At 36.4% G+C, this 24,167-nt stretch carries 26 protein-coding genes; 21 read left to right on the top strand and 5 right to left on the bottom strand.

Features of this window, described 5'->3' with window-relative positions; all coding sequences use genetic code 11:
• Positions 1 to 20 precede the first annotated feature (20 nt).
• A complete protein-coding gene (locus ACFX4E_RS18400) occupies positions 21 to 1,130 on the bottom strand; it encodes a metallophosphoesterase (RefSeq protein WP_221783369.1) in 1,110 nt (369 codons plus the stop codon).
• Positions 1,131 to 1,278: 148 nt separating this feature from the next.
• Positions 1,279 to 1,578: a hypothetical protein gene (locus ACFX4E_RS18395; RefSeq protein WP_060745557.1), complete on the bottom strand. Its 300-nt coding sequence runs from the start codon at positions 1,576 to 1,578 to the stop codon at positions 1,279 to 1,281.
• A 156-nt stretch (positions 1,579 to 1,734) separates the two neighbouring features.
• Here ACFX4E_RS18395 and ACFX4E_RS18390 point away from each other — a divergent pair, with 156 nt between their 5' ends.
• The gene (locus ACFX4E_RS18390) at positions 1,735 to 2,235 is read left to right on the top strand and encodes a metallophosphoesterase family protein (RefSeq protein WP_043982592.1); all 501 of its coding nucleotides are present in this window, start codon (positions 1,735 to 1,737) and stop codon (positions 2,233 to 2,235) included.
• Between the two features lie 29 nt (positions 2,236 to 2,264).
• Here the strand turns inward: ACFX4E_RS18390 and ACFX4E_RS18385 are convergent, their stop codons facing one another.
• Positions 2,265 to 2,489: a hypothetical protein gene (locus tag ACFX4E_RS18385; protein ID WP_014459961.1), complete on the bottom strand. Its 225-nt coding sequence runs from the start codon at positions 2,487 to 2,489 to the stop codon at positions 2,265 to 2,267.
• Positions 2,490 to 2,638: 149 nt separating this feature from the next.
• Here ACFX4E_RS18385 and ACFX4E_RS18380 point away from each other — a divergent pair, with 149 nt between their 5' ends.
• The 12 genes from ACFX4E_RS18380 (at position 2,639) to ACFX4E_RS18325 (ending at position 12,511) form a co-directional block, all read left to right on the top strand.
• Positions 2,639 to 4,621, top strand: a complete 1,983-nt coding sequence (locus tag ACFX4E_RS18380; RefSeq protein ID WP_377238770.1) for a methyl-accepting chemotaxis protein — start codon at positions 2,639 to 2,641, stop codon at positions 4,619 to 4,621.
• 74 nt (positions 4,622 to 4,695) lie between these two features.
• Positions 4,696 to 4,836, top strand: a complete 141-nt coding sequence (locus ACFX4E_RS18375) for a hypothetical protein (RefSeq protein ID WP_016764236.1) — start codon at positions 4,696 to 4,698, stop codon at positions 4,834 to 4,836.
• A 197-nt stretch (positions 4,837 to 5,033) separates the two neighbouring features.
• Positions 5,034 to 6,470 (top strand): FAD-binding protein, encoded by a 1,437-nt coding sequence (locus ACFX4E_RS18370; protein WP_377238812.1) that lies wholly within the window; start codon positions 5,034 to 5,036, stop codon positions 6,468 to 6,470.
• Complete coding sequence (locus ACFX4E_RS18365; RefSeq protein WP_013083286.1) at positions 6,467 to 7,030, top strand: MFS transporter; 564 nt, start codon at positions 6,467 to 6,469, stop codon at positions 7,028 to 7,030. Before ACFX4E_RS18370 ends, ACFX4E_RS18365 begins: the two co-directional genes overlap by 4 nt.
• Before the next feature lie 101 nt (positions 7,031 to 7,131).
• Positions 7,132 to 7,323 (top strand): hypothetical protein, encoded by a 192-nt coding sequence (locus tag ACFX4E_RS18360; RefSeq protein WP_025751820.1) that lies wholly within the window; start codon positions 7,132 to 7,134, stop codon positions 7,321 to 7,323.
• 117 nt (positions 7,324 to 7,440) lie between these two features.
• Positions 7,441 to 7,641 carry a hypothetical protein gene (locus ACFX4E_RS18355; protein WP_377238772.1) on the top strand — a complete coding sequence of 67 codons (201 nt, stop codon included), beginning with the start codon at positions 7,441 to 7,443 and terminating at the stop codon, positions 7,639 to 7,641.
• Positions 7,642 to 8,040: 399 nt separating this feature from the next.
• The gene (locus ACFX4E_RS18350) at positions 8,041 to 8,385 is read left to right on the top strand and encodes a Na-translocating system protein MpsC family protein (RefSeq protein WP_028408437.1); all 345 of its coding nucleotides are present in this window, start codon (positions 8,041 to 8,043) and stop codon (positions 8,383 to 8,385) included.
• A 188-nt stretch (positions 8,386 to 8,573) separates the two neighbouring features.
• Positions 8,574 to 9,368 carry a formate/nitrite transporter family protein gene (locus ACFX4E_RS18345; RefSeq protein ID WP_377238774.1) on the top strand — a complete coding sequence of 265 codons (795 nt, stop codon included), beginning with the start codon at positions 8,574 to 8,576 and terminating at the stop codon, positions 9,366 to 9,368.
• A gap of 217 nt (positions 9,369 to 9,585) precedes the next feature.
• Positions 9,586 to 9,771 carry a hypothetical protein gene (locus ACFX4E_RS18340; protein ID WP_144644964.1) on the top strand — a complete coding sequence of 62 codons (186 nt, stop codon included), beginning with the start codon at positions 9,586 to 9,588 and terminating at the stop codon, positions 9,769 to 9,771.
• 35 nt (positions 9,772 to 9,806) lie between these two features.
• Positions 9,807 to 9,989, top strand: a complete 183-nt coding sequence (locus tag ACFX4E_RS18335) for a hypothetical protein (RefSeq protein WP_264409247.1) — start codon at positions 9,807 to 9,809, stop codon at positions 9,987 to 9,989.
• Between the two features lie 116 nt (positions 9,990 to 10,105).
• Complete coding sequence (locus tag ACFX4E_RS18330; RefSeq protein ID WP_264409206.1) at positions 10,106 to 12,067, top strand: GTP-binding protein; 1,962 nt, start codon at positions 10,106 to 10,108, stop codon at positions 12,065 to 12,067.
• A 132-nt stretch (positions 12,068 to 12,199) separates the two neighbouring features.
• On the top strand, positions 12,200 to 12,511 hold the full coding sequence (locus ACFX4E_RS18325) for a hypothetical protein (protein ID WP_264409205.1): 312 nt from the start codon (positions 12,200 to 12,202) through the stop codon (positions 12,509 to 12,511).
• 58 nt (positions 12,512 to 12,569) lie between these two features.
• Here ACFX4E_RS18325 and ACFX4E_RS18320 read toward each other — a convergent pair whose 3' ends face one another.
• Positions 12,570 to 13,091, bottom strand: a complete 522-nt coding sequence (locus ACFX4E_RS18320; RefSeq protein ID WP_221783350.1) for an LURP-one-related family protein — start codon at positions 13,089 to 13,091, stop codon at positions 12,570 to 12,572.
• Positions 13,092 to 13,330: 239 nt separating this feature from the next.
• On the opposite strand from ACFX4E_RS18320, the gene gad reads away from it, so the two are divergent.
• From gad to mbcS, 8 genes are all read left to right on the top strand, one after another.
• Positions 13,331 to 14,734, top strand: coding sequence for a glutamate decarboxylase (gene gad, locus ACFX4E_RS18315; RefSeq protein WP_221783348.1), 1,404 nt, complete (start codon positions 13,331 to 13,333; stop codon positions 14,732 to 14,734).
• 215 nt (positions 14,735 to 14,949) lie between these two features.
• On the top strand, positions 14,950 to 15,963 hold the full coding sequence (locus ACFX4E_RS18310) for a hypothetical protein (protein WP_377238778.1): 1,014 nt from the start codon (positions 14,950 to 14,952) through the stop codon (positions 15,961 to 15,963).
• Between the two features lie 262 nt (positions 15,964 to 16,225).
• Positions 16,226 to 16,684, top strand: a complete 459-nt coding sequence (locus ACFX4E_RS18305; protein WP_377238780.1) for a DUF7832 domain-containing protein — start codon at positions 16,226 to 16,228, stop codon at positions 16,682 to 16,684.
• Positions 16,671 to 17,168, top strand: a complete 498-nt coding sequence (locus tag ACFX4E_RS18300) for a hypothetical protein (protein WP_377238782.1) — start codon at positions 16,671 to 16,673, stop codon at positions 17,166 to 17,168. Before ACFX4E_RS18305 ends, ACFX4E_RS18300 begins: the two co-directional genes overlap by 14 nt.
• 126 nt (positions 17,169 to 17,294) lie before the next feature.
• Entirely contained in the window at positions 17,295 to 18,113 is an 819-nt protein-coding gene (locus ACFX4E_RS18295) for a TetR family transcriptional regulator (RefSeq protein WP_377238784.1), read from the top strand.
• 112 nt (positions 18,114 to 18,225) lie between these two features.
• The gene (locus tag ACFX4E_RS18290) at positions 18,226 to 18,909 is read left to right on the top strand and encodes an immunity protein Imm33 domain-containing protein (protein ID WP_098792221.1); all 684 of its coding nucleotides are present in this window, start codon (positions 18,226 to 18,228) and stop codon (positions 18,907 to 18,909) included.
• Positions 18,910 to 20,369: 1,460 nt separating this feature from the next.
• Positions 20,370 to 21,068, top strand: a complete 699-nt coding sequence (locus tag ACFX4E_RS18285; protein ID WP_377238788.1) for a hypothetical protein — start codon at positions 20,370 to 20,372, stop codon at positions 21,066 to 21,068.
• 155 nt (positions 21,069 to 21,223) lie between these two features.
• Complete coding sequence (mbcS, locus tag ACFX4E_RS18280) at positions 21,224 to 22,804, top strand: acyl-CoA synthetase MbcS (protein WP_098331745.1); 1,581 nt, start codon at positions 21,224 to 21,226, stop codon at positions 22,802 to 22,804.
• A 43-nt stretch (positions 22,805 to 22,847) separates the two neighbouring features.
• Here the strand turns inward: mbcS and ACFX4E_RS18275 are convergent, their stop codons facing one another.
• Positions 22,848 to 23,810, bottom strand: a complete 963-nt coding sequence (locus tag ACFX4E_RS18275; RefSeq protein ID WP_060745572.1) for a VanW family protein — start codon at positions 23,808 to 23,810, stop codon at positions 22,848 to 22,850.
• Positions 23,811 to 24,167: the final 357 nt, after the last annotated feature.

Genomic DNA, 24,167 nt, shown 5'->3' with positions numbered 1-24,167 from the left:
AGAAAGCCCTAGGGCTTTCTCTATTTTGCAAATGTAATATCAATTTGAATAATTTCTGATCGGCTTCCGATTCGAAGCGGAGGACCCCAAAAGCCAAATCCTGAAGAGACAATGGTATGCAGTTGATTAGTTTGCTTGTAGCCCCAATCAATTTCAAATAACCGCTTTGTGATCAAATGATTAGGTGCCATTTGTCCTCTGTGAGTATGACCGCATAGAAGTAAATCTACGCCCGCTTGTTCCGCTTCTTTTAAAGAAAGGGGCTGATGATCCATCGCGATGACCGGAAGAGAACGATCCGTTTCACTGGCTAAATCGAAAAAGCTGTCTCGGTTTTTATCCGTCTTATCTTTTCTTCCGATTAAGTACAAGCTATCGCCTATATTTAAGACTTCATCCATTAAAATAGGAATGTTCATTTCTTTCATTCTTTCCACAAACTGAGGGATCTTCCCGCCGTAATACTCATGGTTTCCCAAAATTCCATATGTGCCTAAAGGCGCTTTGAGCTGCTTCATCATATAATCCATTTCTTTTTTAAAGAATACGTGGGGATCATCGTCAATAATATCTCCAGGAAGTAAAATAAGATCTGGCTGTATCTTTTGTACATGAGTAATTAACCTCTGCAAATGTTTTTTGCCGGACAATGTGCCAAAGTGCATATCAGATGCTACAGCAATGCGAAGGTTTTTCCGATTCGTCTTTTTAGCAAGCGAAATCGTGTATTTTCTTACCACAGGACTGTAAGCATTATACGTACCGTAAGCAAAAATGAATAAAAAAGCGGCAATTATGAAAAATCCAATTGAATCGATAGCTGTAGAAAGCGAAGCGCCTAGAAGAGTAAGAATATATACGGCTAGATTACTTATAGGAAGCAAAAGCACCGAATATTGAATAAATCCTAACCAGTACGATCCCACAATTTTAAATATGCTCACTTGTTGAAACGCACGACTGATGATAAAGGAATAAGCAAAAAAGACAACGATTACCGTAAGAATCCATTTGTTTTCCACTTCAAACATTGTGTGAAGCCACATCCAAGCGTTCCATCCGATGTACAAAACGAATAAATTATATAAAATAACAACTAAAATAGACCTTACTAACACACTTACTTTCATACGCTAACCTCTTTTCTTTCATCCGTAATTCCACTATAGCTCATTTTTATTGCTTCAACAAAATTTTATCTCTTCTTCTTATCAATAAAATTTTTGCTTGTCACACAAACGAAAAAACACACCTATAAAACAAGGTGTGTTTTTTATATTAATGATGGTGATGCGCGTGGTGAAGGCTGCTAATCACAAATTCAGGCTCTGGAACGTGGAAATATTGAATCCATACGCCTTCTAAAAATTTCTCGCGTTTATCTAAAACGATATCGATATCTTTATCTGTTTTTACGATTTCATCATGTTCAGTCGGCTTATCGAATTTCCAATCATAATGCGCGTGATCACCGTGGTCGATAGTTACATATACACGAATCATTTTTCCTTGACCTTCTGGGCTAGCCAATGCATTTTTTAACACTTTTGCTGCGTTTCGATTAATTTTTACTTCCATTTTCAAAACTCCATTCTGTAACTTGGTATGTAACGTATTTTCGCAAACTTAAACGAAAAAGAGAAATTTTTTGCCTGACGCTCCGTATAGAGTTGCTTCATTCCAACGCAATACGCTACACTACACCATATTGAATGAAAAAGGAGCGTATCATAAATGAAGATTGTTATTTTAGGTGACACTCATATTCCAAAAAGAGCGAAACATTTTCCGAAAAGACTCTTAGCCGAACTGAAAACAGCTGATGCTATTATTCATACGGGGGATTTTCAAACGATAGATGTCTACAATGACCTGCGTGTGTTTGCTCCTGTACATGGGGTAATTGGAAATGTAGACAGTGAAGAGCTTCAGCAAGTACTTCCATCTTCATTACTTCTTCCGTTTGACGACGTTACGATTGGCGTAACCCACGGTCATGGCAAAGGAAAAACGACTGAAAAACGTGCACTTTTGGCATTTGAACATGAACAAGTCGACGCAGTAATTTTTGGTCATTCTCACATTCCTCTTCATAAACAAATTGGTGATATTACGTTATTTAATCCAGGTTCCGCTACTGACAAGCGGCGGGAAAAGCAATTTTCGTTTGGACTTCTGTACATACAAAAAAATACGCTGCGTTTTGAACATGTTTTTTATGATTCTAAAGACTAAAACAAGAGAGGACTCTTGTTTTAGCATTTTTACGTTGTATGGTCTAAATGAGCAATATATTCGTGAAGCTTATTTTCTTCGTAATCATTTAAGTCATGCATCGGAATAACCTGCTGAGTTTGAGGATCCGTTCCTCGTACTTCCGCAATTTTTACTCCTTCTTTATAGATATTAAAAATATCTTTTTCTTCCCCGCGCTGAACCTTTTCTGTTTCAAACATTGAAAAAGACTTGCTGTTTTTACTTTCTTCCATTAAAATCACCTACTTTTTTTATCGTACTCTTATCTTTTCACACCCATTGTTAATTATGTATACACTCGATGACTAAAGGAATATGAAGTCTTGCCGATAGAAAGAAAGTGCACGATCACTTTTAACTACGGAGAGAGAGGCTACATAGCATGGAGAGAGTAAGAAAAAAAAGGTCCCTTAATAACTTTAAGACAAAGCTGGGGCTAGCATTTGCAGCGATCTTATTAGTGCCATCTGTTACGATAGGGGTATCAGCTTACATAACAGCGAAACATGAAATTGAAAACCAAATTATTAACACAGCACAGCAAAATGTACAGTCCATTAATTCAGTGATTGACGATACCATTGGACCAAAAATTCATGATGTAGAGTTTTTTGCATCAGTGGTAAACAACGAGCGCTACAATGAAAAAGATATGGCTACTTTAAGCAAAGATTTTAACTTATATGCTTCGCTTCATCCAGAAGCCGTCAGCATTTTTACAGGAAATCAGCAGGGGAAGTTTATTCAATCGCCTAAAAAAGTGCTACAAGCAGGCTATGATCCCAGAAAACGAGATTGGTACAAGCTAGCCATGCAAAACAAAGGAAAAACAGTTGTCACTGAACCTTATCCATCAGCCTCTACAGGTCAGACCGTTATTACTGTAGCGAAAACAACGGCGGATGGCACAGGGGTTATTGCTTTAAATTTAGATATTAGCCGCATCAATAAAGCTGTCAGCAAAGTAAAAATCGGAGAAAAAGGATATCCATTTCTTTTAGATGGAGAAAGAAAATATATTGTTCACCCTACGGAAAAAGCAGGTACAAAAGCGACAGATTCTCTTTTTGACAAGCTTTATGCAAAGAGCTCTGGGTCTTTTGAATATACCTTTAACGGGGATGAAAAAAAGATGGTCTTTACGACAAATAAAACAACAAGCTGGAAAGTTGCAGGCACTATGTATTCATCAGAAGTTAGTGAAGCTGCACAGCCTATCTTTTACAAAACACTATTTATTATTGTAGCTTGTCTGATAATCGGGAGTCTTACCATTTTTGTTGTGTTGCAATCGATTATTAAACCGCTCAAACAGCTTAAGAATCAGGCTCTGAGCGTTAGTGAAGGAGATCTGACAACAGCGATTACCGTCAATTCAAAGGATGAAATCGGCGAGTTAGGGTATGCTTTTAGTCAGATGCAAAACAATCTTCGCACATTAATTCAAAATGTTGAAATGAGTGCAGAACAAGTGGCTTCTTCATCAGAAGAGCTAACGGCCAGCTCACAGCAAACGAGCGCTGCGACTGAACAAGTATCAGTTGCGATACAAGAAGTGGCTTCTAGCGCGGAAAAACAAACGGCTGTTATTGACCAAAATGCAGCTTCTTTAGATGAGATTGTACAAGGAGTTTCTACTATTGCTCAGCGTACAGAAGCTGTTTCTCAGCTATCAAATCACACAACGTCTGAAGCTGTAGAAGGCGAAAAAGCCGTGAGAGAAACGGTCGAACAAATGGAATCCATTTCTCAATCCGTTGAGCTATCTAATACAACGATTCGTACTTTGTTTCAACGTTCAAAAGAAGTTGGAACCATTTTAGAAGTAATCAGCGGTATTGCTGCTCAAACAAATTTACTAGCCTTAAATGCTGCAATCGAAGCGGCACGAGCTGGAGAACATGGAAAAGGATTTTCCGTTGTAGCAGCGGAAGTGAGAAAGCTGGCAGAACAATCACAAGTGTCCGCGTCTCAAATTTCTGAGCTTATTCAAGCTATTCAACAAGATACTCAGGAATCTGTAAATACAATGGAGCAAGTTACAAACAAAGTTGAAGAAGGACGAACAATTTCACAAACGGCTATTCAAAAATTTGAACAAATTCTAAGCAGCATGAATGAAACGACTCCGCAAGTAGAAGAAGTGGCTGCGACTGCTCAGCAAATTTCAGCAGCGGTTGAAGAAGTGGCTCGTACAGCAGGTGAAATGGCGATCCTTGCTAAAGGAAATGCAGCTACATCTGAAGAAGTGGCCGCATCAACTGAAGAACAGCTGGCTTCAATGGAGGAAATTGCTGTTTCCGCACAATCTCTGTCTCAAATGGCAGAACAATTAACAGCGCTCATTAGCAAATTTAATTTGTAAACTTTCGTCAAATCGTCATAGACCTCTTTTATATTGGAAAAAGTAGAACATACACACATGAAAGAGGTGACAGTATGATGGAGCAAACAAAAATGACCTTTGAGCCAGCTTCAATTAACGATGATATGCATGCGAAGCTGAAACAGCTAGAAGAGCAGTTTCAACAAACGTTAGGAAAAAGAGTAGCTTTAGTTGCATACGAAGCTGAAAAATAAAGAAACAAAAAAGAAAAGACGCTAGGTCTTTTCTTTTTTTGTTTCAATAAGGTTAACATACATTAAATTACAAGTTTTTTTCATATACTTTCTCAAAACGAATTATAATATAGTGTAAAATTACACTTTTATAGTGTTATTTCACTTTTAATATGGTATAATTTCACAAAAATAAAGAAAGGAGCTTACAGTTTGTGATGAAGAAAAACGTGTTGTTAGGAACTTTTTTATCTTTTTATCTAGTAGGTTCATATGCCTCCTATCATATTTATAAACAGCAGCAAAGCCGTCCTGTAACGAAAGATGTTGCTCGGCTTCTTCCTACAAAAGTCAAAGAAATAAAGCACGGAACAACTGAAAAACAGCTGAAAGATTGGGTAAAAACCGCTTCACAGCATCATGAAAAAATAGCGATTTCAGGCATGCAGCACAGTCAAGGAGGGCAGACGTATTATCCGAATGCTATTTTACTTGATATGAAGCAGTACAATAAAATTATAGATTACAAGCCCCGTCAAAAAGAAATTACGGTTCAAAGCGGGACAACGTGGAATGATATTCAGCAATATATACATAAAGACGGTCTTGCTCTTCAGGTTATGCAATCACAAAATATTTTTACCGTTGGAGGTTCTATTAGCGTGAACGTACACGGCAGAGATATTCGATATGGTTCTTTAATGGATACGGTCAAATCTATGCGTCTTTTGCAGGCGGACGGATCTATTATCGAAATTAGCCGGACGAAACACCCTGAGCTGTTTTCCTTAGTAAACGGAGGCTACGGGTTATTTGGAGTCATTTTAGATGTGACGCTTCGTTTAACGCACGATGAATGGTACGAAGATGAAATTATCCGCTTAGATTATAGACAGTATACAGCGTATTTTAAAAACTACGTACAGCATAACCCTGACGTTCGTATGCATATGGCGCGTATTTCTGTTTCTCCTAATCAATTGCTAACAGATATGTACGTCACAAACTATCGCTTATCTTCTCAGAATACTTCCACTGTAAAAGAACCGCTCAAAACAGAAAAAATAGTGGCGCTTCCTAAATTTATGCTAGGGCTATCTCGTTACAGTGACTGGGGAAAAGATATGCTGTGGGAAACACAAAAGGCTTATTTCTTAAGACAAAATGGCCGGCTTGAAACAAGAAATAATGTTATGCGTTCTGAAAGTGATTTTATGGAATACGAAAGTGTTAGCCGGACGGAAGTTTTACAGGAATACTTCGTTCCAGTTGATGAATTTGCTTCTTACATCGATGATTTACGCGAAGTGTTAGCAACAGAGAAATTAAATTTACTGAACATTACTGTTCGCTATGTAGAAAAAGACAATAAAGCCGTCATGTCTTATGCAAAAGACGACATGTTTGCTCTCGTTTTCCTTATTAACCAGAAAAAAGACCATCAAGGCATGGATGATACACAAAGAGTTGTCAGAAAAATGGTGGATGTAACGCTGCAGCATCAGGGAAGCTATTACTTGCCTTACTACGGCTACCCAAGCAAGAAGCAATTAGAAAAGGCTTACCCTCATACAAACGCCTTTTTTAATTTAAAAAGAAAATATGATCGGAACGAAACGTTCGTTAATTTATTTTATAAGGAGTATGGAAAATGACGTACAAACAACTCTTACACTCACAAAGCCTGATGATTACCGCAAGTAGTATTGTTTTTCCTTTTTACCTGTTACTGCTTCGAAATCTTGGTGATAGTTATTCACAATTTGGCTTAGCTTACGGAATTTTCGCTTTAACCGCAGCTTTGAGTCACCCTTTAATCGGTTCATGGAGTGACAGAGTAGGAGAAAAGCGCTTGCTCATTTTATATACGTTTGGGATGGCGGTTGTTATGCTTGTGATTCCCGTTCTATCAACTATTACGCAGGTGTATATCATTCAAGTTATAATGGGGCTACTTGGAGCTCTTCAAAAAACAGCAGAAAAAATAGCGTTATCTAGGCAGACAGATCGTGCTCATACGGGAAAACAAGTAGGACACTATCATTTATGGACCTCTATATGGGCAGCTTTAGCCGTGATTGCAACAGGGTATATCATTGATTTTCTTACAATCGGCAGCCTTTTTTACATCACTTCGTTTATGTATGTAGCGGCAGGGGTATTAATATGGCAAAAACCAAAAACAGTCGAGCTTGAACGCCACCATTCGCTGTAAAAGCATATATGGACAGGTCACTTGAATTTTTTAGTTCGTATTATAAGATACTATAAAAAATTTATGTTCTCCCGATATAAGTACTGAAAGGAGAAACGTTTATGCAAGGTATAAGTATATCAGGGCAAGATGCATGGTCTTCTATTATAGTATCGTTCGCTATTTTCATCATTATATGGGGTCTGATTCCAGGCTTAACTATAAAGTATGTATGTAAAAGTCAAACACTAGGTATAGCAAGTTTTTTTGTTGGTATTGCCTATGGGGTTAAAGCAGGTCATTTCCTTATTTAAATACGATTGGTGTAAGTAAGGAAGCTTAGACCGCTATTAGCTAAGTGGGAATCCCTTTTGTTTCCTGTTATTTTTTCAGAGCACTTCTCCATAATAACAGTTAAAGAGGTGAATCCAATGACAGATAACACAGATAACAATGTTGGGTTTAGAGTTAGCGGAGGCGAAGAGACGAGAAAAAAATCTACTGTTTCTAGTGAAGCTCCTATATCTAATGATGTACAACAAAATCAGAAACAAGATAACTACGAAAAGCTTAGCCACCAACTAAATTCATTATCTGATGATGAATTTAGAGCAGATCGTGATGAAGATTAAGGGTTTCCTATCAAAAAAGAATATTTAAATTAAATAAAGTATTATGAAAGTAAACTAATTGGATTCCATGACTTTAACGTGATAGCATTAACTACTGGTACAAACATACCACTTGACTATTTTGACATGCTATTTTGTCAAAAGTTCTTAGTTATTTCTTTGATAACTGAGAATCCATTTGTAACCTTTAAGTAGAGATATAAAGGTAATCCTTCACTTTAATAAGTGAAGGATTTTTTTTATCATTTCGTAATGGTTTTGCGATTGCTTGGATTAATGAGGATAAAGCAGATACATTGTATACAATGTAAACGTCGTCATGTATAATGTAACTTATTCTTAGTTGAAAACTTGAATAAGCAGGATAAACATACTCGAGATAAGCGGAGGCATACACCAGTGTCTAAGAAAATACATGATTTTAATGATATTATCCGAAAGCTGCGCAAAAAACTTTTTGGAAAAGGTCCAGAACGAATTCATACTGTATTTGTTCAAAATATGGCTATTTCAACTTTGTACGGCAACTTAACGCCAGCTGAACAATTTATCGCGAGAACAACCGAAGGTAAAGAGACGGTACATATGGCAAGAACGAAGCTTATTCAAAACCTTTATGCTTCATCTCCTCCAGAAGGACTTGAAGACTTGTTAGGAGCTAAGCTGGAGTACTTATTTTCTGATATCAAAGTAGAAGAAGATATCGCTGTTTCTGTGTTTGTGTTTAAAACCAATATTCAGTAGAACAACGTAAAATACATAATTTAATTAAATGAAAGAGAAGTAGGATCTGCTTGTTTTTTATTTGATTTTATTATAGATAATGATGACTGATATACTGTAAAGAAAGTGCAGGATTATTAGGCAGCATTCAAAAACCTTGTGTAAAAGGTGTTTTTGAGTGCTGCCTTTTTTAGTTAAGGGGGAGTTTTATGGCATTTCACAAGCCGGATAAAATGTTAAACATCGCTTTAGAAGCAGGGATTTCAAAAACGAAGCTATCTCTTTCTTCCATTCTCATGCTTGGGTTTTTAGGAGGCGCGTTTATTGCGCTTGGTTTTTTACTAGATGTGCGTGTGATTGGTAATTTACCAGCTGAATGGGGAAGTTTATCGAATCTTTTAGGAGGGGCCGTCTTTCCTGTAGGTCTTATGCTGGTCGTACTTGGGGGAGCGGAACTTATTACAGGGAATATGATGTCTGTTTCCATTGCCCTGTATGCAAGAAAAATTTCACTTCGTCACTTACTTCATAACTGGTTTTGGGTCACGCTTGCTAACTTTTTAGGTGCCGCATTTATTGCATATTTCTTTGGACATATTGTAGGTTTAACAGAAACAGGGCCTTTTTTAGATAAAACGGTAGCAATTGCTCAAGCTAAAATTGATGATTCGTTTTTTAAAACGCTTATTTCTGCTGTGGGCTGCAACTGGCTTGTATGTTTAGCTATTTGGCTTTCATACGGTTCTGACGACGTTACGGGGAAAATTCTTGGGATTTGGTTTCCGATCATGGCTTTTGTTGCGATTGGCTTTCAACACGTTGTAGCTAATATGTTTATTATTCCCGCTGCCATTTTTGCAGGTCACTTTACATGGATTGATTTTATGACAAATATTATCCCTACCTTTATTGGAAATATGATAGGAGGAGCTGTATTTGTAGGTCTTATTTATTTTTCTTCTTATCAACGGAAACAAAGAGAACAATTAAAAAAAGCTTCTTAAGAGGTTTTATCAGTTGTCATTAAAAAAAGCAGTCTCTTAGTAAAGAGGCTGCTTTTTTGATAGTGAAAGGTGAAAAAATGTACTTTTAACAATTTATGTATGATAACATATAAAACAATTAAGTTCGGCAAACGTTCAAGTTCGCTTTTTGTTTTCATAATATTATTATGGTTAACTAGATCGTAAGAAATACATTCGCAAGGGAGAGAAAGAAAGATTGAATATTGGTATAGGATTGATTCTGCTATCTGTCGCACTACTATTTCTTATATCAGGAATGTTTTTACGCAAAAAGAGAAAAAAGGTATGTAGCAACAGTTTGTTAATCGCAGGAGCATTGATTTTATCAGCAGGTCTATTATTAATCACTGGTTTATATGATCCGTATGCAAATCATATTTAATAACGTATTAAAGGAGAGTGAAGAAATTGAAGTTCGTGTTTGCTGTTTTATTGATTATATTTGGCAGCATTTTAGTTGGATTGACTAGTAACAGTCTAGGCGCGACAAGTAATAACATCATGCATTTAGCTGGAATTGGGTGCCTTATAGCCGCTATTTTTATAGTAAAAGGCAAAAAAGATACTAAACGCCGTACAAAAAGGGAATGCGATGTTTAATCACGCATTCTTTTTTGATGTAAGCAGTTCTAGGCCTTTGTCGTCCACTTTTTCTTACGATTATTATAAAATAGAAAGTAACAGCTATACATACAGCAGTAAGGTGGTATTTAACAATGAAACAATCTAACAAAACAATCGGTATTGCAGCGCATGTCGATGCAGGAAAGACAACGTTTTCCGAACAGCTTCTTTATCATACCAAAAGTATTAAACAACGAGGAAGAGTTGACCACAAAGATTCCTTTCTTGATACCCATACGATTGAAAAAGAACGAGGAATTACGGTATTTGCCGATCAAGGAACTTTTTCATATAACGGTTCTACTTACTATTTAATTGATACGCCGGGCCACGTCGATTTTTCACCTGAAATGGAACGTTCTATTCAAGTGATGGACTATGCCATTGTTATCTTAAGTGCAGTAGAAGGAGTCGAAGGCCATACAGAAACGGTTTGGCAGCTGCTTCAAAAACATCGTGTGCCCGTATTCTTTTTCATCAATAAAATCGATCGTGTAGGAGCAGATCCTGAACGTGTTATAAACGATATTAAACATAACTTAACCCCCGATGTTTTTGACATAACGTCAGAGCTTATAGATGGCTCGTTAAGTGAGGAACTTATTGAATTTATAGCTGAAAAAGATGAAGAGCTTTTAGATGCATTTATGGAAGGCAAGAATGATCAAGCCTATTGGAGAGCGGCTATGCAAAAGCTTATTCAAACCAATCAGCTTTTCCCGTGTGCTTGTGGCTCAGCTTTACAAGATATCGGCATTGAAAGTTTTTTAGAGAAGCTCGATTTGCTAACAGAAACTCGCTACTCGAAGGAAGAAGCATTTTCAGGTCGTGTATATAAAATTCGGCACGATGAAAACAGCATGCGCATCACGTTTATCAAAGCTCTAAGCGGGACAATGCAGGTGCGTGATGAAGTGGCTTATGAAAAAAACGGAGAGCTATATGAAGAAAAAATCACTCAAATTCGTGCTTATAACGGAAGTACATTTAAAAACGCAAATGAAGGTTCAGCCGGCGAACTTTTTGCGGTTACAGGGTTGTCTTCAGCATCGATTGGAGACGGTCTTGGAACATTAAAAGAAAGCCGCTCCTACGAACTTTTGCCTACGTTAAAATCAAAAGTTGTTTTTGAGCCTTCTGTTCATCCAAAAGAAGGAATTAAACTTTTTCAATTATTAGATGCTGAAGACCCTTCTTTACATGTGACGTGGGAAGAAAGGACTCAAGAGCTTCATATTCATGTGATGGGAGCAATTCAGCTAGAAGTCCTCGAAAAACTGATAAAAGAACGTTTTAATATAAACGTACAGTTTGAAGAACCAGAGATTTTGTACAAAGAATCCATTCAAAATATAGTGATGGGCTACGGGCATTTTGAACCGTTGAAACACTATGCAGAAGTTCATTTGAAAATAGAAGCAGCGGAACGAAACAGCGGAATTACTTTTGAAAATGCTTGTCACGCCGACGATTTATCCGTTGGGTATCAAAATCTAGTCCGTCAGCATATATTTGAAAAGCCGCATCATGGTTTGCTGACAGGTTTACCTATTACTGATATAAAAGTGACATTATGTACTGGACGAGCTCACAACAAGCATACAAGCGGAGGAGATTTTAGAGAAGCAACGTACCGTGCACTGCGACAAGGGTTAGAAAAAGCCAAAAATATTGTGCTAGAACCGTATTATGATTTCAAAATTAAAGTAGATATTGATCAAATGGGGCGGGTATTAGCTGATGTTCAAAGCGCACACGGCCGCTTTGATTCTCCTCAAACAACCGAAAACAAAGCGATTATTACAGGAAAAGTTCCTGTGGCTACTTTTATGAACTACGGTTCGACGCTAGCATCTTTTACGCACGGAAAAGGGGCGATGTCTCTATTATTCGGAGGGTATGAACACTGTCATAATGAAGAAGAAGTTATTGAACGAATCCGCTACAATAAAGAGGCAGATCCCGAATACAGCTCATCATCCGTCTTTTGTGCAAAAGGACAAGGCTATACGGTTTCTTGGAAAGAAGCAGAGCAAAAAATGCACTGTTTATAACAAGCACTGTAGCAATCGCTACAGTGCTTTCTTCATAGTAATCTTTCAACAGCTGTTTTCTCCATACATTTACAATAAAAACCACATTATAGTATAGTTTACTTATATTTCTATAAATGAGGTGATGGAAGCATGGATACTACTGTTAAAACAACTAAAAGCGGGATAATAGGTGGAATTCTCGGAGGAATTTCACTTTTATATGTCATTATTAATACTTTATTGATTCTTAACTTTTTTACAGGACTAATTTTTGCTGAAAAACTTCAAGGTCTGCCTATTGTAGCTCCTATCTTTTTAGTTCCGCTCATGATTGTTCCTGCAATTATTGGTTTTTTTATAAAAAAAGACAAGATCTGTCTATGGGCGATTATTTTAAATATCATCTTGTTTCTTGTACCAATTGGCTACCACGTCATCGGTACGTTAGTATTCGGCCCTTAATTAAAAAACGAACAAACTTCAATATAAAGTTTGTTCGTTTTTTTATATCACATAACCACTATTGAGCCGGAGCAGTAGCTGTACTGCTGTTTTCGTCTTTCACCATCATCCTTACGCCTTGTACAACCGCAATTCCTTCCCATTTATCAAGATCAGGTTCAAGAAATTCTAAAGCAAACGTGTGAGGACGTAATGACAGAAACGAAGAAAGTGTGCGGACTTGAATAATAGGGACACCGGAACGCAGAACGTCGAATTTGCGATCCGTTATATTACCCGTAATTTCATATGTATCGCCATCGTTTCTGATATAAAGGTACTTCTTTTTAAAAAAAGTAAATTTTCGTTGAATCATGCCAACTTCATTTCCATGGTGATCTGAAATGATCAGCTTTGGCATAAGGGCGAACATTTTAGATTTACCTGTAAATACGATCTCTTCATTTTTTAAAATCTCAAATTTATTAGCAATAGATAACTTATATGCGACATTTCCAATCACGTCTTGTGATTCATTATAAATAGGAGATTCGCCTAACTCGAAAAACTTGTCTTGTAAGATAATTCCTCGTTTCTCCATTTAAAAACCTCCTTTTACAATATATTACCATATTTTACACCTTTTTAGTTTGGTAAGACCATTTTCATGGGTATTATTAAATAAAGTTCGTCCTTACGTGCTACAAATAATGAAAAGAATGAAAATAGTCTTCAAAGCTCATAATGTGTAAAGGAGACCTTGCTTGTTATAACACCAGGTGAACGTAAAGCAGTTTGTTAGATATTCAAAGTGTACTATACATAAGGAGATGATACTTTATGCCTCAATGGCATCCGCATCGCGAACAAAAAAATTTACCTGATGAATTTCCTGTTAATCCGCTTTTTTCTCGACAAGGAGAAGTGACAATTCCAAGGCTGCGTATTGGTGATCAAGGTATGCTTCCCGAAACAGCTTATCAAATCATTCATGATGAAATTGCTTTAGACGGAAATGCCCGTTTAAATTTAGCTACGTTTGTTACTACTTGGATGGAGCCTGATGCAAAGCGTTTGTACGGAGAGTCTTTTGATAAAAATATGATTGATAAAGACGAGTATCCGCAGACAGCGGCTATTGAAGAGAGATGTGTACGTATTTTAGCGGACCTTTGGAATTCACCTAATCCTGATACAACGATGGGCGTTTCTACTACAGGTTCATCTGAAGCTTGTATGCTTGGTGGACTGGCGTTAAAAAGACGCTGGCAGAAACTGCGTAAAAGTAAAGGGCTATCAACAGACCGGCCGAACATTGTATTTAGTTCATCCGTTCAAGTGGTGTGGGAGAAGTTCGCAAACTATTGGGACGTAGAGCCTCGTTATGTGAACATTAATGCAGATCATCCTTATTTAGATCCAGAAGGCGTCATTAATGCGGTTGACGAAAATACAATTGGTGTCGTACCGATTCTTGGAGTGACGTATACAGGAGTTTACGAACCAATTGCTGCTATCGCAAAAGCATTGGATGAGTTACAGGAGAAAACAGGGTTAGATATTCCTATCCACGTAGACGCTGCTTCTGGAGGTTTTATCGCTCCGTTTCTTCAACCAGACCTTATCTGGGATTTCCGCTTGCCGCGAGTAAAGTCCATTAACGTATCGGGACACAAGTACGGTTTAGTCTATCCTGGCTTAGGATGGGTGATTTGGAGAGAAAAAGAAGACTTGCCTGAAGATCTTATTTTTCGCGTTTCTTATTTAGGAGGCAACATGCCAACTTTTGCGCTCAACTTCTCTAGACCAGGAGCACAAGTTCTTTTGCAGTATTACAATTTCTTGCGTTTAGGTAAAGATGGCTATTATGCCGTGCAAAAAACCTCACAAGAAAACGCGCTGTTTCTCAGCAAAGAAATTGGAGAAATGGAAGCATTCGAAATTATCGCCGATGGTTCAGATATCCCAGTGCTTGCTTGGAAGCTAGAAGAAGGATACACGCCAAACTGGACTCTTTATGACTTGTCTAGACAATTACGCACGTATGGATGGCAAGTGCCTGCTTATCCGCTCCCTGCAGACATGGAAGAAATCACAATCATGCGCATTGTTGTTAGAAATGGATTTTCAAGAGACCTTGCTCATTTATTTATGGTTAATTTCAAACAAGCCGTTGAATTTCTCAACTCGTTGGATAGACCTGTTCTTAAAGACACGAAATACGACAATGGATTTCATCATTAACATCGATTACGAAAACACAAAGCCGTGTTCTGAAAAAGGTATATGGCTTTGTGTTTTTTATGCATAAAAAGATAATCTTTTCAAAAAAATCCCATAAATTAAACAAGAAAATATTCTTATATTTTCTTAATTTTGGTATAATAACCCCTAAGGTTTTATAGTCCTTTAGAATTATATAAAACCTAAAAAAAGATAAAAAAAGGGGATAATAGTCTATGAAAATGTTGAAAGTTGCTTTTGGTATTCCATTATTAGCTATATTGCTAGCAGCCTGTAGTGAGGAGTCCAGTGAAACTGTATCGCAAAAAGAAGAGCCTACAGAGAAATCAACAGCGGTTCATACGAAAGAAAATGGTAATAAAACGGCTGTAAAAGAATCATCGCCGAATACATTACAAACAAAAGCATCCACAATTAAAAAAGCTGTTAATTCTAAAGAAGCTGATCGTGATTACTTATTAAACGTAATGAATGGTTATCAGTACATCCAAGTAGGTGACAATCAATATATTTACTATGGCATTAATCAAGAGCAAAATGTTTTTTGTATGATGGAAGTTAATTTTGACGCGAGTGGTGATTATGTAGAAAACATCAATTTTGTGGATAATGCTTCAGAAGAACAAATTGCTTTGCTTCAAAACCAAATACAAGAACAACAAAAGCAATTATCTGACCTTGAACAGCAGCAAATGGAAAAGGAATTAGATGATTACTATGCGCAGCTAGAAGAAGACCGACAAAAAGAAGAAGAGGCGCAGGCCAAAGCTGATGCAGAAGCTGAAGCTCAGGCAAAAGCAGATCGTAAAGCGGAGGAAGAACGTTTAGCGGAAGAAGAGAAGAAACAGCAGGAGGAAGAGGAAGCTCAGGCAAAAGCGGATGAGGAAGAAGCTCAGGCTGATTCGGAAGATGAGGTCCAAACGGAATCGGAATCAGAACCAGAGCAAGAAGAAGATACAGAAGCAATTGAGGAAGAGGAACCAGCCGAACAAACAGTTTCCCAAGAGCAAGCTATCCAGCTAGTTCGTGATCAGCAAGGCATATCTGAAGATTCACCTCTCCTTGTAACATATGATCACGTTGACGATTCAGGAAACTATATTATCCATGTTTATGAAAATGTTGTGGATAATGAAGAAACAGGAGAGGAACATACAGCTACACAAGGTTGGTATCAAGTAAGTCCTAGTGATGGGTCCATTACTGATGTTACGGTAGATGGTTACTAATAGAAAGAAAAAAGTTTATTAAAAGAAGCGTTCCTAAAAAGGAATGGCTTCTTTTTTTAAGGTATAATTTTTATTTTATAGGAATCCCCTGAAAATATTTTATTAGACTTGGAGGACCACTTTTGCACAAATTAAAATACATTTCGTTATTTATGTTTACTTTTTTATTTTTACAAGGATGCGAAGAAAAATCGAATTCTATGATTCGAAGTGAGTCAGCTAGACCTGAAGTAATAAAAGAAGAAAAAAAGAGAAGAAAAATATGACAGTGGTTTATGATAAAGCAAAATGGCATTATGAGGGAGACTTTCCAGAAGGGTTAGATGATAAACAAGGTTTTGTACATACGGGAATGTATCTAGGGTGGATTATTGAGAACCATTTATATAGCAAAGAATTTAAAGAAGCGGCTGCTAATGAAATCATCAAATTTAAACAAAAGAAAATGACAGGAACTGAAATATACATGAACTGGGATGGTGTATTTGTAAGTGATATGTTAAATGAGAAGGGTAATGCCTTTACAAAATCCTATTTTGACTTTAAAGACGGTGTTTATTTGGATGATTATGAAGAAGTATTTCCTCATGTGAAATCTCTTTACGAAGTGAAAGACACATGGGGAAATTATGAAACGTTAAAACCGAAACTTAATGAGCGTTTTAATAGCTGGAAACATAAAAAAAACAACGACCAAGGGGAATACGATGTTTACAATTGACGATTATATTAGTTCCTTAAAAGAAAATCTTCAAAAAAATGAACATGTATTGATTGCAAACATAAAAGAGATACAGACTTTTCATTATTATGAAGGAATTGATTTGCTGGACTTTGAGATTTTTATGCAACCGTTTGATTTGTCTATTATGATGTTTTCTATGGATGATGAAGCGAATGAAGTTTTTTATGAAGGAAATGACAGAAAGATTTTTTCAGGTAGTCATCCTTTATTTGACGAGAATCAATACTATGATCTTCCCGCTGAAAACTCGGACGCTTTCTGGGAGTTTTATGAGCAAAATGAAGAATCCATCTCTGCTGCTGAAGAAGAAACTATTGTAAGGTGGTTTGTTTCCTGCTGGAATAAAGTGGGTGGCAAAAGCTTTGAATTGCCTGTCTATTTAGACTTCCATGATGATATAAAATCTTTTGATTTACATAAGAACAAGTGGATAGATAGTGAAGAAAAGTGGGCTGAGTAAAAGTAGATTTACATACCCACTAAACCTAAGTGAAAATAAATAAGATCAAAGCAAGCGGGAATTTTTATTCATTTCTAATTTTAAAGTTTGTTTTCCGCTTTCTTATAATATAAGGGGTGACTAGCTTTGAGAATTGTAGAGACGACTATTTTTACCATCGAACCTGATGATAATTGTTTAAATATCATTGATGCAGATTACAAAGATGAATATGGACTGGTCTTAGTTCAAAAACGCCATAATAGATTCGAATTGTCTGTAAACGGTACTACTCTTTATCCACGTTTAAAAATAAACTATCCTTTTGTCAGATGGATTGATTATAAGCATTTTTTGATAATGAATCCTAGAACTAAGGGAGAAAAGCACAATTTGTTTATTATGAATATCGATGGAGAAGTCATACGGTCATTCTATTGTGGAGATGCTGTGCAAGACGTAGCGGTTAGTAAAGAAGGAATATGGTGCAGCTATTTCGACGAAGGCGTTTTTGGTGAAGGGATATCAACAGAAGGGTTAGTATTATTTGATAATACAGGTTCCCCAACTTTTCAATATCACACTCATTTACCAGATGCTCCATCCATTGCAGATTGTTATGCAATTTGCAGAGGTAAAAATACGACACTTTGGTTATATCCATATACAGATTTTGAGTTAATTGAAGTAAATCCCGAGAAGAATTCTTTTATTGCACATCAAACTCCTGAAACGTTACATGGATCACAAGCAATAAGTATTAGAGGAGAATATAGCTATTTTTACAGCCCATACAACAAGGAAGGAACTTTATACAGTTGGAAAGCAGAAGACAGTGGTGCTAAAAAAATAGGTAAGTTAAGCGAAACCCTTAGAGGACTAGATACAAGGCAAAAAGCTCATTTTATAGGGATTGAGGAAAAGAGCATAAAAGTTTACACCATCATCAACCCGAAAGAGTATTAAAACATAAAATTCGACTTACACAGATGCGTTTATTCAAGGGTTAGAATCTATTTTAACTCAGTATCCAATTAAAGAAATTTAAATTATATAAATCAAAGAGGTAATGTATTTTATGAAAAGTTGGTTCAAAAAACATTCTACTAATAAAAAACATGAGGATAGCAATACATATTGGCAATTAGATAATGTTTATGAAAGAAACAAAGAATCTCCTTATACATTTTACAAGCCAAGAAAAGCGGTGACGGATAAATTAAAAGCGGGAGACCTGGTGAAGTTAGTTTTCTTTAGTGATTCAGATACAGCTGGTTCCAAAGGAGAAAGAATGTGGGTGGAAATTACGGATAGAAACAAAGAGAACTTTGTTGGAAAGCTTGATAATGAACCTTATCATTTAAAGGGCTTAAAACTTGGTCAAATCCTGCATTTTGGCACTGAACATATTTGTGATACTGAATATGAAGACGATGACGCTGCAAAGATGGACTATTACTTTAATACCCTCGTAACAGTTAGCAATGATGTTTTAGAAAGAAACGAGTTTAATTTTCTGTTAAAAGATAAACCAAATGAACCAAATGATTCAGGATGGGTTATCTTTAGCGGATACGAAGAAGATGAATTTACTAGTAATCCAAATAATTTTCAAATTGTAGCTCTAGGAGTTGCTTTAAATGTTGATGACTCAATTTTAGCTTTTATAAATGAATCACCGCTATGTGCTTACGAAAGAAATGAGTTTGGGGAATTTGATAGAATTCATGACTACGATTGGGAAACATACCTTAGTGAGTGAAAGCTTGCAACTAGTAATTTTGAAAGTTTGTATGACAAGCGGATGGAGGGGAAGAAGTTGTTCTTTTTCCCTTTTTTTTGCGCTTCTACATCAAATATAGCTACTTGAAACTCGGGATACAAAATTGTAAAGTTCTAGGATAAACCATAAGGAGTTACTTGATTACATATAAAATGATACGTACTGGCGTATTCAGGCGATTGTGATTAAGTGAGCGGTCATTTTAACCATTTGTAAGATATAATCTATAGCGTGTACTATTTCACATTTGACTTTAAAAGCATCATTCAGTCGATTTTTAAGAGTTCTGTTTACAGCCCCAAATTAAAATCATGAGAGTAAAACCAGCTCACTTGAAAACAAATCTATACACTTTAAAGAAAAAGCAAAAGGTGATAGACATTCCAAGGTTCTAAGAGCAAGGGAGACCCTAAAGATTTTATTTATTTTCTAGTTTACATAATATATATTCTAGGAACCAATAGGTAAAACACGAATTCTGTCTCATAAATAAAGTATACTTATGATAGTGAGACATAATTTAAAAATTAGATAGGGTTTGTGTTTATATGATTTAACTCACTAAACTAATTATCAGCAATATTTGTTCAATTAGAACAAATGCGGATATGATTTTATAGAATGCATATTGATTTCACCAGATTGTTTTTAAGTTTGATCAGTTCGATTTATATTTATAGATTTTGAAAAATAAATGAATTTACTTGTAGGATTTAGATTTTATACTCATTTATTTTTCTCATCGTATTCTCAATGAACTCTTTGTAAATCAATAAAATCTGTTTACGTTTAATCTTTTAAGGATTTATTTGCTACAGAACGTATATTTTTCATTTAGTACATATGTTTGCATTAAATGGATTTTTATTCATTGAAGAAAGTTAAAACCTCGTATTTTCTGTAATAAAATACATAAATAAGTATTTTTATTCTGTGTGATTTCTTGTTAAAATCACTGAAAACCCCTTTCTTATCAGCTTTTTAGTGATTTTAGTTGTAGTTTCCTTTTTCATCGGGTATAATATTAAACAAATAGATGACGGTATAAATTGGATGTCATTATCCAGTTTTAAAGGAGCGATACTCATGAACATTACAATTTATTATGGAAATCATGAAGATAAAACAATTCATACAATGGATTGTCACGTAGATATCGATTTAGATGATGAAGATATGGTAGCTTTAACAGAAGCTCGTTAATGAATATATAAAAGGCTGTGGATGCTTTTCATCTGCAGCCTTTTATTTTTTGCTTCCCCTCTCCTCTTTAACTTCTACTAACCGCTACGTTTTACAAATCTTAGTTACTTTTATTATAAAATTTCAAATTCTCCGTTAACTTCTCTTTACTTTTCGACACATTTTTTGTATCATTAGATAAGAACGTATGTTCGTTTTATTTTTATCGTATTGATGATCACAAGGAGTGTTTTTGAATGACGGTACGAAAAAGAAAAAGAAAGAAGCTCCCTCCTACCCTATCCAATACAGGCTTTATTGGAGCAACGTTTGCTGATACAAATGAATTAGCACGCAATGAATATCACTTTCCTCGTAAGCAAATGAAAATTACCCATCATGTTTTAGATGCCTTGCTTCAAGGGGCAACGCACTTATTTCAACAGCATAAAGTTGAAGCCGCTATCTCATGCGTGTACCTTCCTAAGTACAAGAAGATTGGTTTAGTCCTTTCTAAACAGCCTTTTGGCCGCAATGAAGGCATTGGGTATTTTATTAATTACTTAAAGGAAATCGGACATATTGAGTGGGGTGAAAAAACGAAAGACTACGAAATACATAATACGAGTTTTATCGGCGTGGTATTTGCAGATCTAGAAAAAATTGCTAAGTTCACCTTCGACTTTGAGCTGGAATTGCTGTCGAAATTCGTTAAAGATTTAATTATTCCTGCCAAAGAGCTGTTCTTGCAGCATAATGTAAAAGCGTATCTCTCCGGCGTTGAAAATGAAGATCAGCATAAAGTAGGGTTTGTTTTATCGATCAAACCTTATGATGAACGTAAGGAAGCAGACTTATATTTTGTGGAGTATTTAAAAGAACGTGGTTTATACGAAGAGGACGAGTCTGAAGAAGAGTTAGTACCTATTCATACAAAATGGAGCTTATTTAAATAACATACGTTATACCCGCTGTCTTAATAAGATAAGCGGGTCTTTTTTTGCTTTTTTACTAAAACCCAAAACAAATTAGTAGCAAGTACTAATAGTTAGTAATATAATAATAGTAATGATAAAAATCATTGATATCTATAATATAAGGAGTCGTTTTTATGATTCAACTAAAAGATTTAGTTCCAAGTGAACATTACAACTTAACAGAGGAAATTGAAAAACATGCATCCGATCAGCTTGCGTTAAAGTGGCAGGACGCTGACGGTGCACGTGAAGAAATTACATATAATCAGCTGTTAGCAAAAGCCAATAAAGTGGCAAACGGGTTAACAGAGCTAGGTTTAACAAAAGGCGATCACGTTTTAGTTATTGCGCCTCGCCTTATTGAATCGTACGCTATTTACTTAGCATGCTTAAAAGCAGGTATTATTGTAATTCCTTCTTCAGAACTATTACGCGCAAAAGATATCCAATATCGTTTACATCACGCTGAAGCAAAAGCGATTATTTCTTACCATCCTTTCTGCAATGAGATCGATAAGATTGAAAACTTCCCTACTTCTCTACAACATAAAATTACGTTTGGTGCTGATGTTACGTCATGGACGCGCTTAGAGTCACTTACGGCTGATGCATCAGAACAGTTCCAAGCAGCTAAAACAACTAAGGATGATACAGCATTCCTTCCTTATACATCTGGTACAACAGGACAGCCAAAAGGCGTTGTTCATACTCATGGATGGGCTTATGCTCACCTTCGTATCGCAGCTGCTGAATGGTTAGATATTAAAAAAGGCGATACGGTCTGGGCAACAGCAGGTCCTGGTTGGCAGAAATGGATTTGGACTCCGTTTTTATCTGTACTTGGACAAGGTGCAACAGGCATTATCTATAACGGACGTTTTGAACCTAAAAAGTTTTTAGAAATTTTACAGGATGAAAAAGTAAACGTACTGTGCTGCACGCCAACAGAGTACCGCTTTATGGCTAAAATTGATGAGCTTGAACGTTTTGACCTGTCTCACCTTCATAGCGCTGTATCTGCAGGAGAACCGCTAAATGAAGAAGTGATTAATGTGTTTAAAAAATATTTTAATATCCAAGTACGTGATGGATACGGTCAAACGGAGAATACTCTTTTAATCGGTACATTAAAAGGTGTAAAAACAAAGATTGGTTCAATGGGTAAACCGATGCTTGAAGGGTTTGTAGAAATCATTAATGAAGACGGCCAACCTTGTGAGCCTGGAGAAGTTGGAGACATTGCCGTTCGTAGAGACCTCCCTTCTCTTTTCAAGCACTACTATAAAGACATGGAGCGCACTGAGAAAACGTATAAAGGAAACTACTATTTAACAGGTGACCGCGCTTCTAAAGATGAAGATAACTATTACTGGTTCCAAGGACGCGGAGATGATATCATTATCAGTTCCGGCTATACAATTGGGCCATTTGAAGTTGAAGATGCGTTAATTAAGCATCCAGCGGTGAAAGAATGTGCCGTTATAGCTAGCCCAGATGCTGATCGCGGCCATGTTGTAAAAGCATATGTTGTTCTTGTCGATCATGTAAAAACAACAGATGCAGGGTTTATTAAAGAGCTGCAAAATCACGTAAAGACTTTAACTGCACCTTACAAGTATCCTCGCGTAATTGAATTTATTGATGAATTGCCAAAAACTAATTCAGGTAAAATTCGACGTGTGGAACTTCGTGAACGCGAGCAACAAAAAGCATAATAAATGAAAAAAAGACGTATCTGTTAGGATACGTCTTTTTTTATTAGATAGCACGCTGTGAAGTACGAACATCTACCGTTAAAACACCCGTATTTACGTTTGCATATGCTTTAATGATGACAGGGTAATCTTTGTTATTTGTGAACTTAAAATCAGGTCCTCCCCACGATACGGTTGCATCTCTTCCTGCCGGTACATAACCTACATGTTTTGAATGGTGAGACCTAGCTGTCACTTGGAGACCAGCACCGTCAATAGCATTAAATAGCGTAGAAGATGTTTGGCAGATCCCTCCGCCAATTCCCATCACCAGCTGTTTGTTGATGATTTCAGGAGCAGGCTGATAGCCTCTTTCTGCTGTGCGCTCCCCAACTGTTTGATTATAAGAAAATGAATCTCCAGGACCTAATACAACGTTGTTAATGGCTTCTGCGGATAGCTGAACATTTCTGTTTCGACTTGTATCACTTGGACGAAACCGTGTAGAATACGAAGCTAGCGATACATCAGCGATCCCTTGAGCAGATGCTGCCGTTACATTTGGAGCGGTTTCGTAAATTGGAACCTTTACATCCAATTGTTTCGTATTTAAGTTCTGCAGATTTTTAACAAGCTCTGCTTCTTTTAAAATGATTTGTTTGGACCCGCCGGTTAATGATCCGTTTGCATCCATTTTTATGTTTTGCATAGGCGTGTCGATCCCTTTTGCCAGTTCAGACGCTAATTGCTTAATTTCTTGGTCGTATACGTCTTTATCCTTGTAATGAACAGGCTTGAATTCTTTCATTACTTGTCCTGTACGGGAATCTTTCAGCTGATACGTCAGGTCTTCGACTTTAAGGACTGGTTTTTTCTTTTTCTCAGTCTTTTTTTCTGCTTTTTTCGCTGCTTGTTTTTGTTCTATCGCGGCTGTTTGCTTTGCAGAATGATTGGTATACATGCTGTACGCAATAAACGCACTGACAATTGTCGCGCCAAGCAAAAGCGCCCCTAAGACTTTCTTCATGTAATTGAATCCCCCCATATCTCGGCTTTACCTCAATATGTTTTTTCTATAAAAATATGTATACATTCATTTTATCCAAACATCTTATAAAAGACGATCTGCCAAAGTGAATAATCACCATTTTTTATATTTTTTTCTTTGTTCAACACATGAGGTAAAGCGGAATGATGTTCATAGCCCCCATTTTTTCTTATGAACTCAATAGAAAACAAATGTTGTATGCGTTTCCTGTTATTACTATTCTTATATATAATAGCACGAAAACAAGGATTTTTTAACGAATTATGGTAATTATTTTAAAATTTTTCTGACAATTTTCGCGGTGTTGTTCATTTTTCTATAGGCATTATACATGGT

Source organism: Priestia sp. YIM B13491 (assembly GCF_042787605.1).
Lineage (GTDB): Bacteria > Bacillota > Bacilli > Bacillales > Bacillaceae_H > Priestia > Priestia megaterium_E.
The sequence above is the reverse complement of the archived record's forward strand: the minus strand, read 5'-3'. Positions and strand labels throughout refer to the sequence as shown.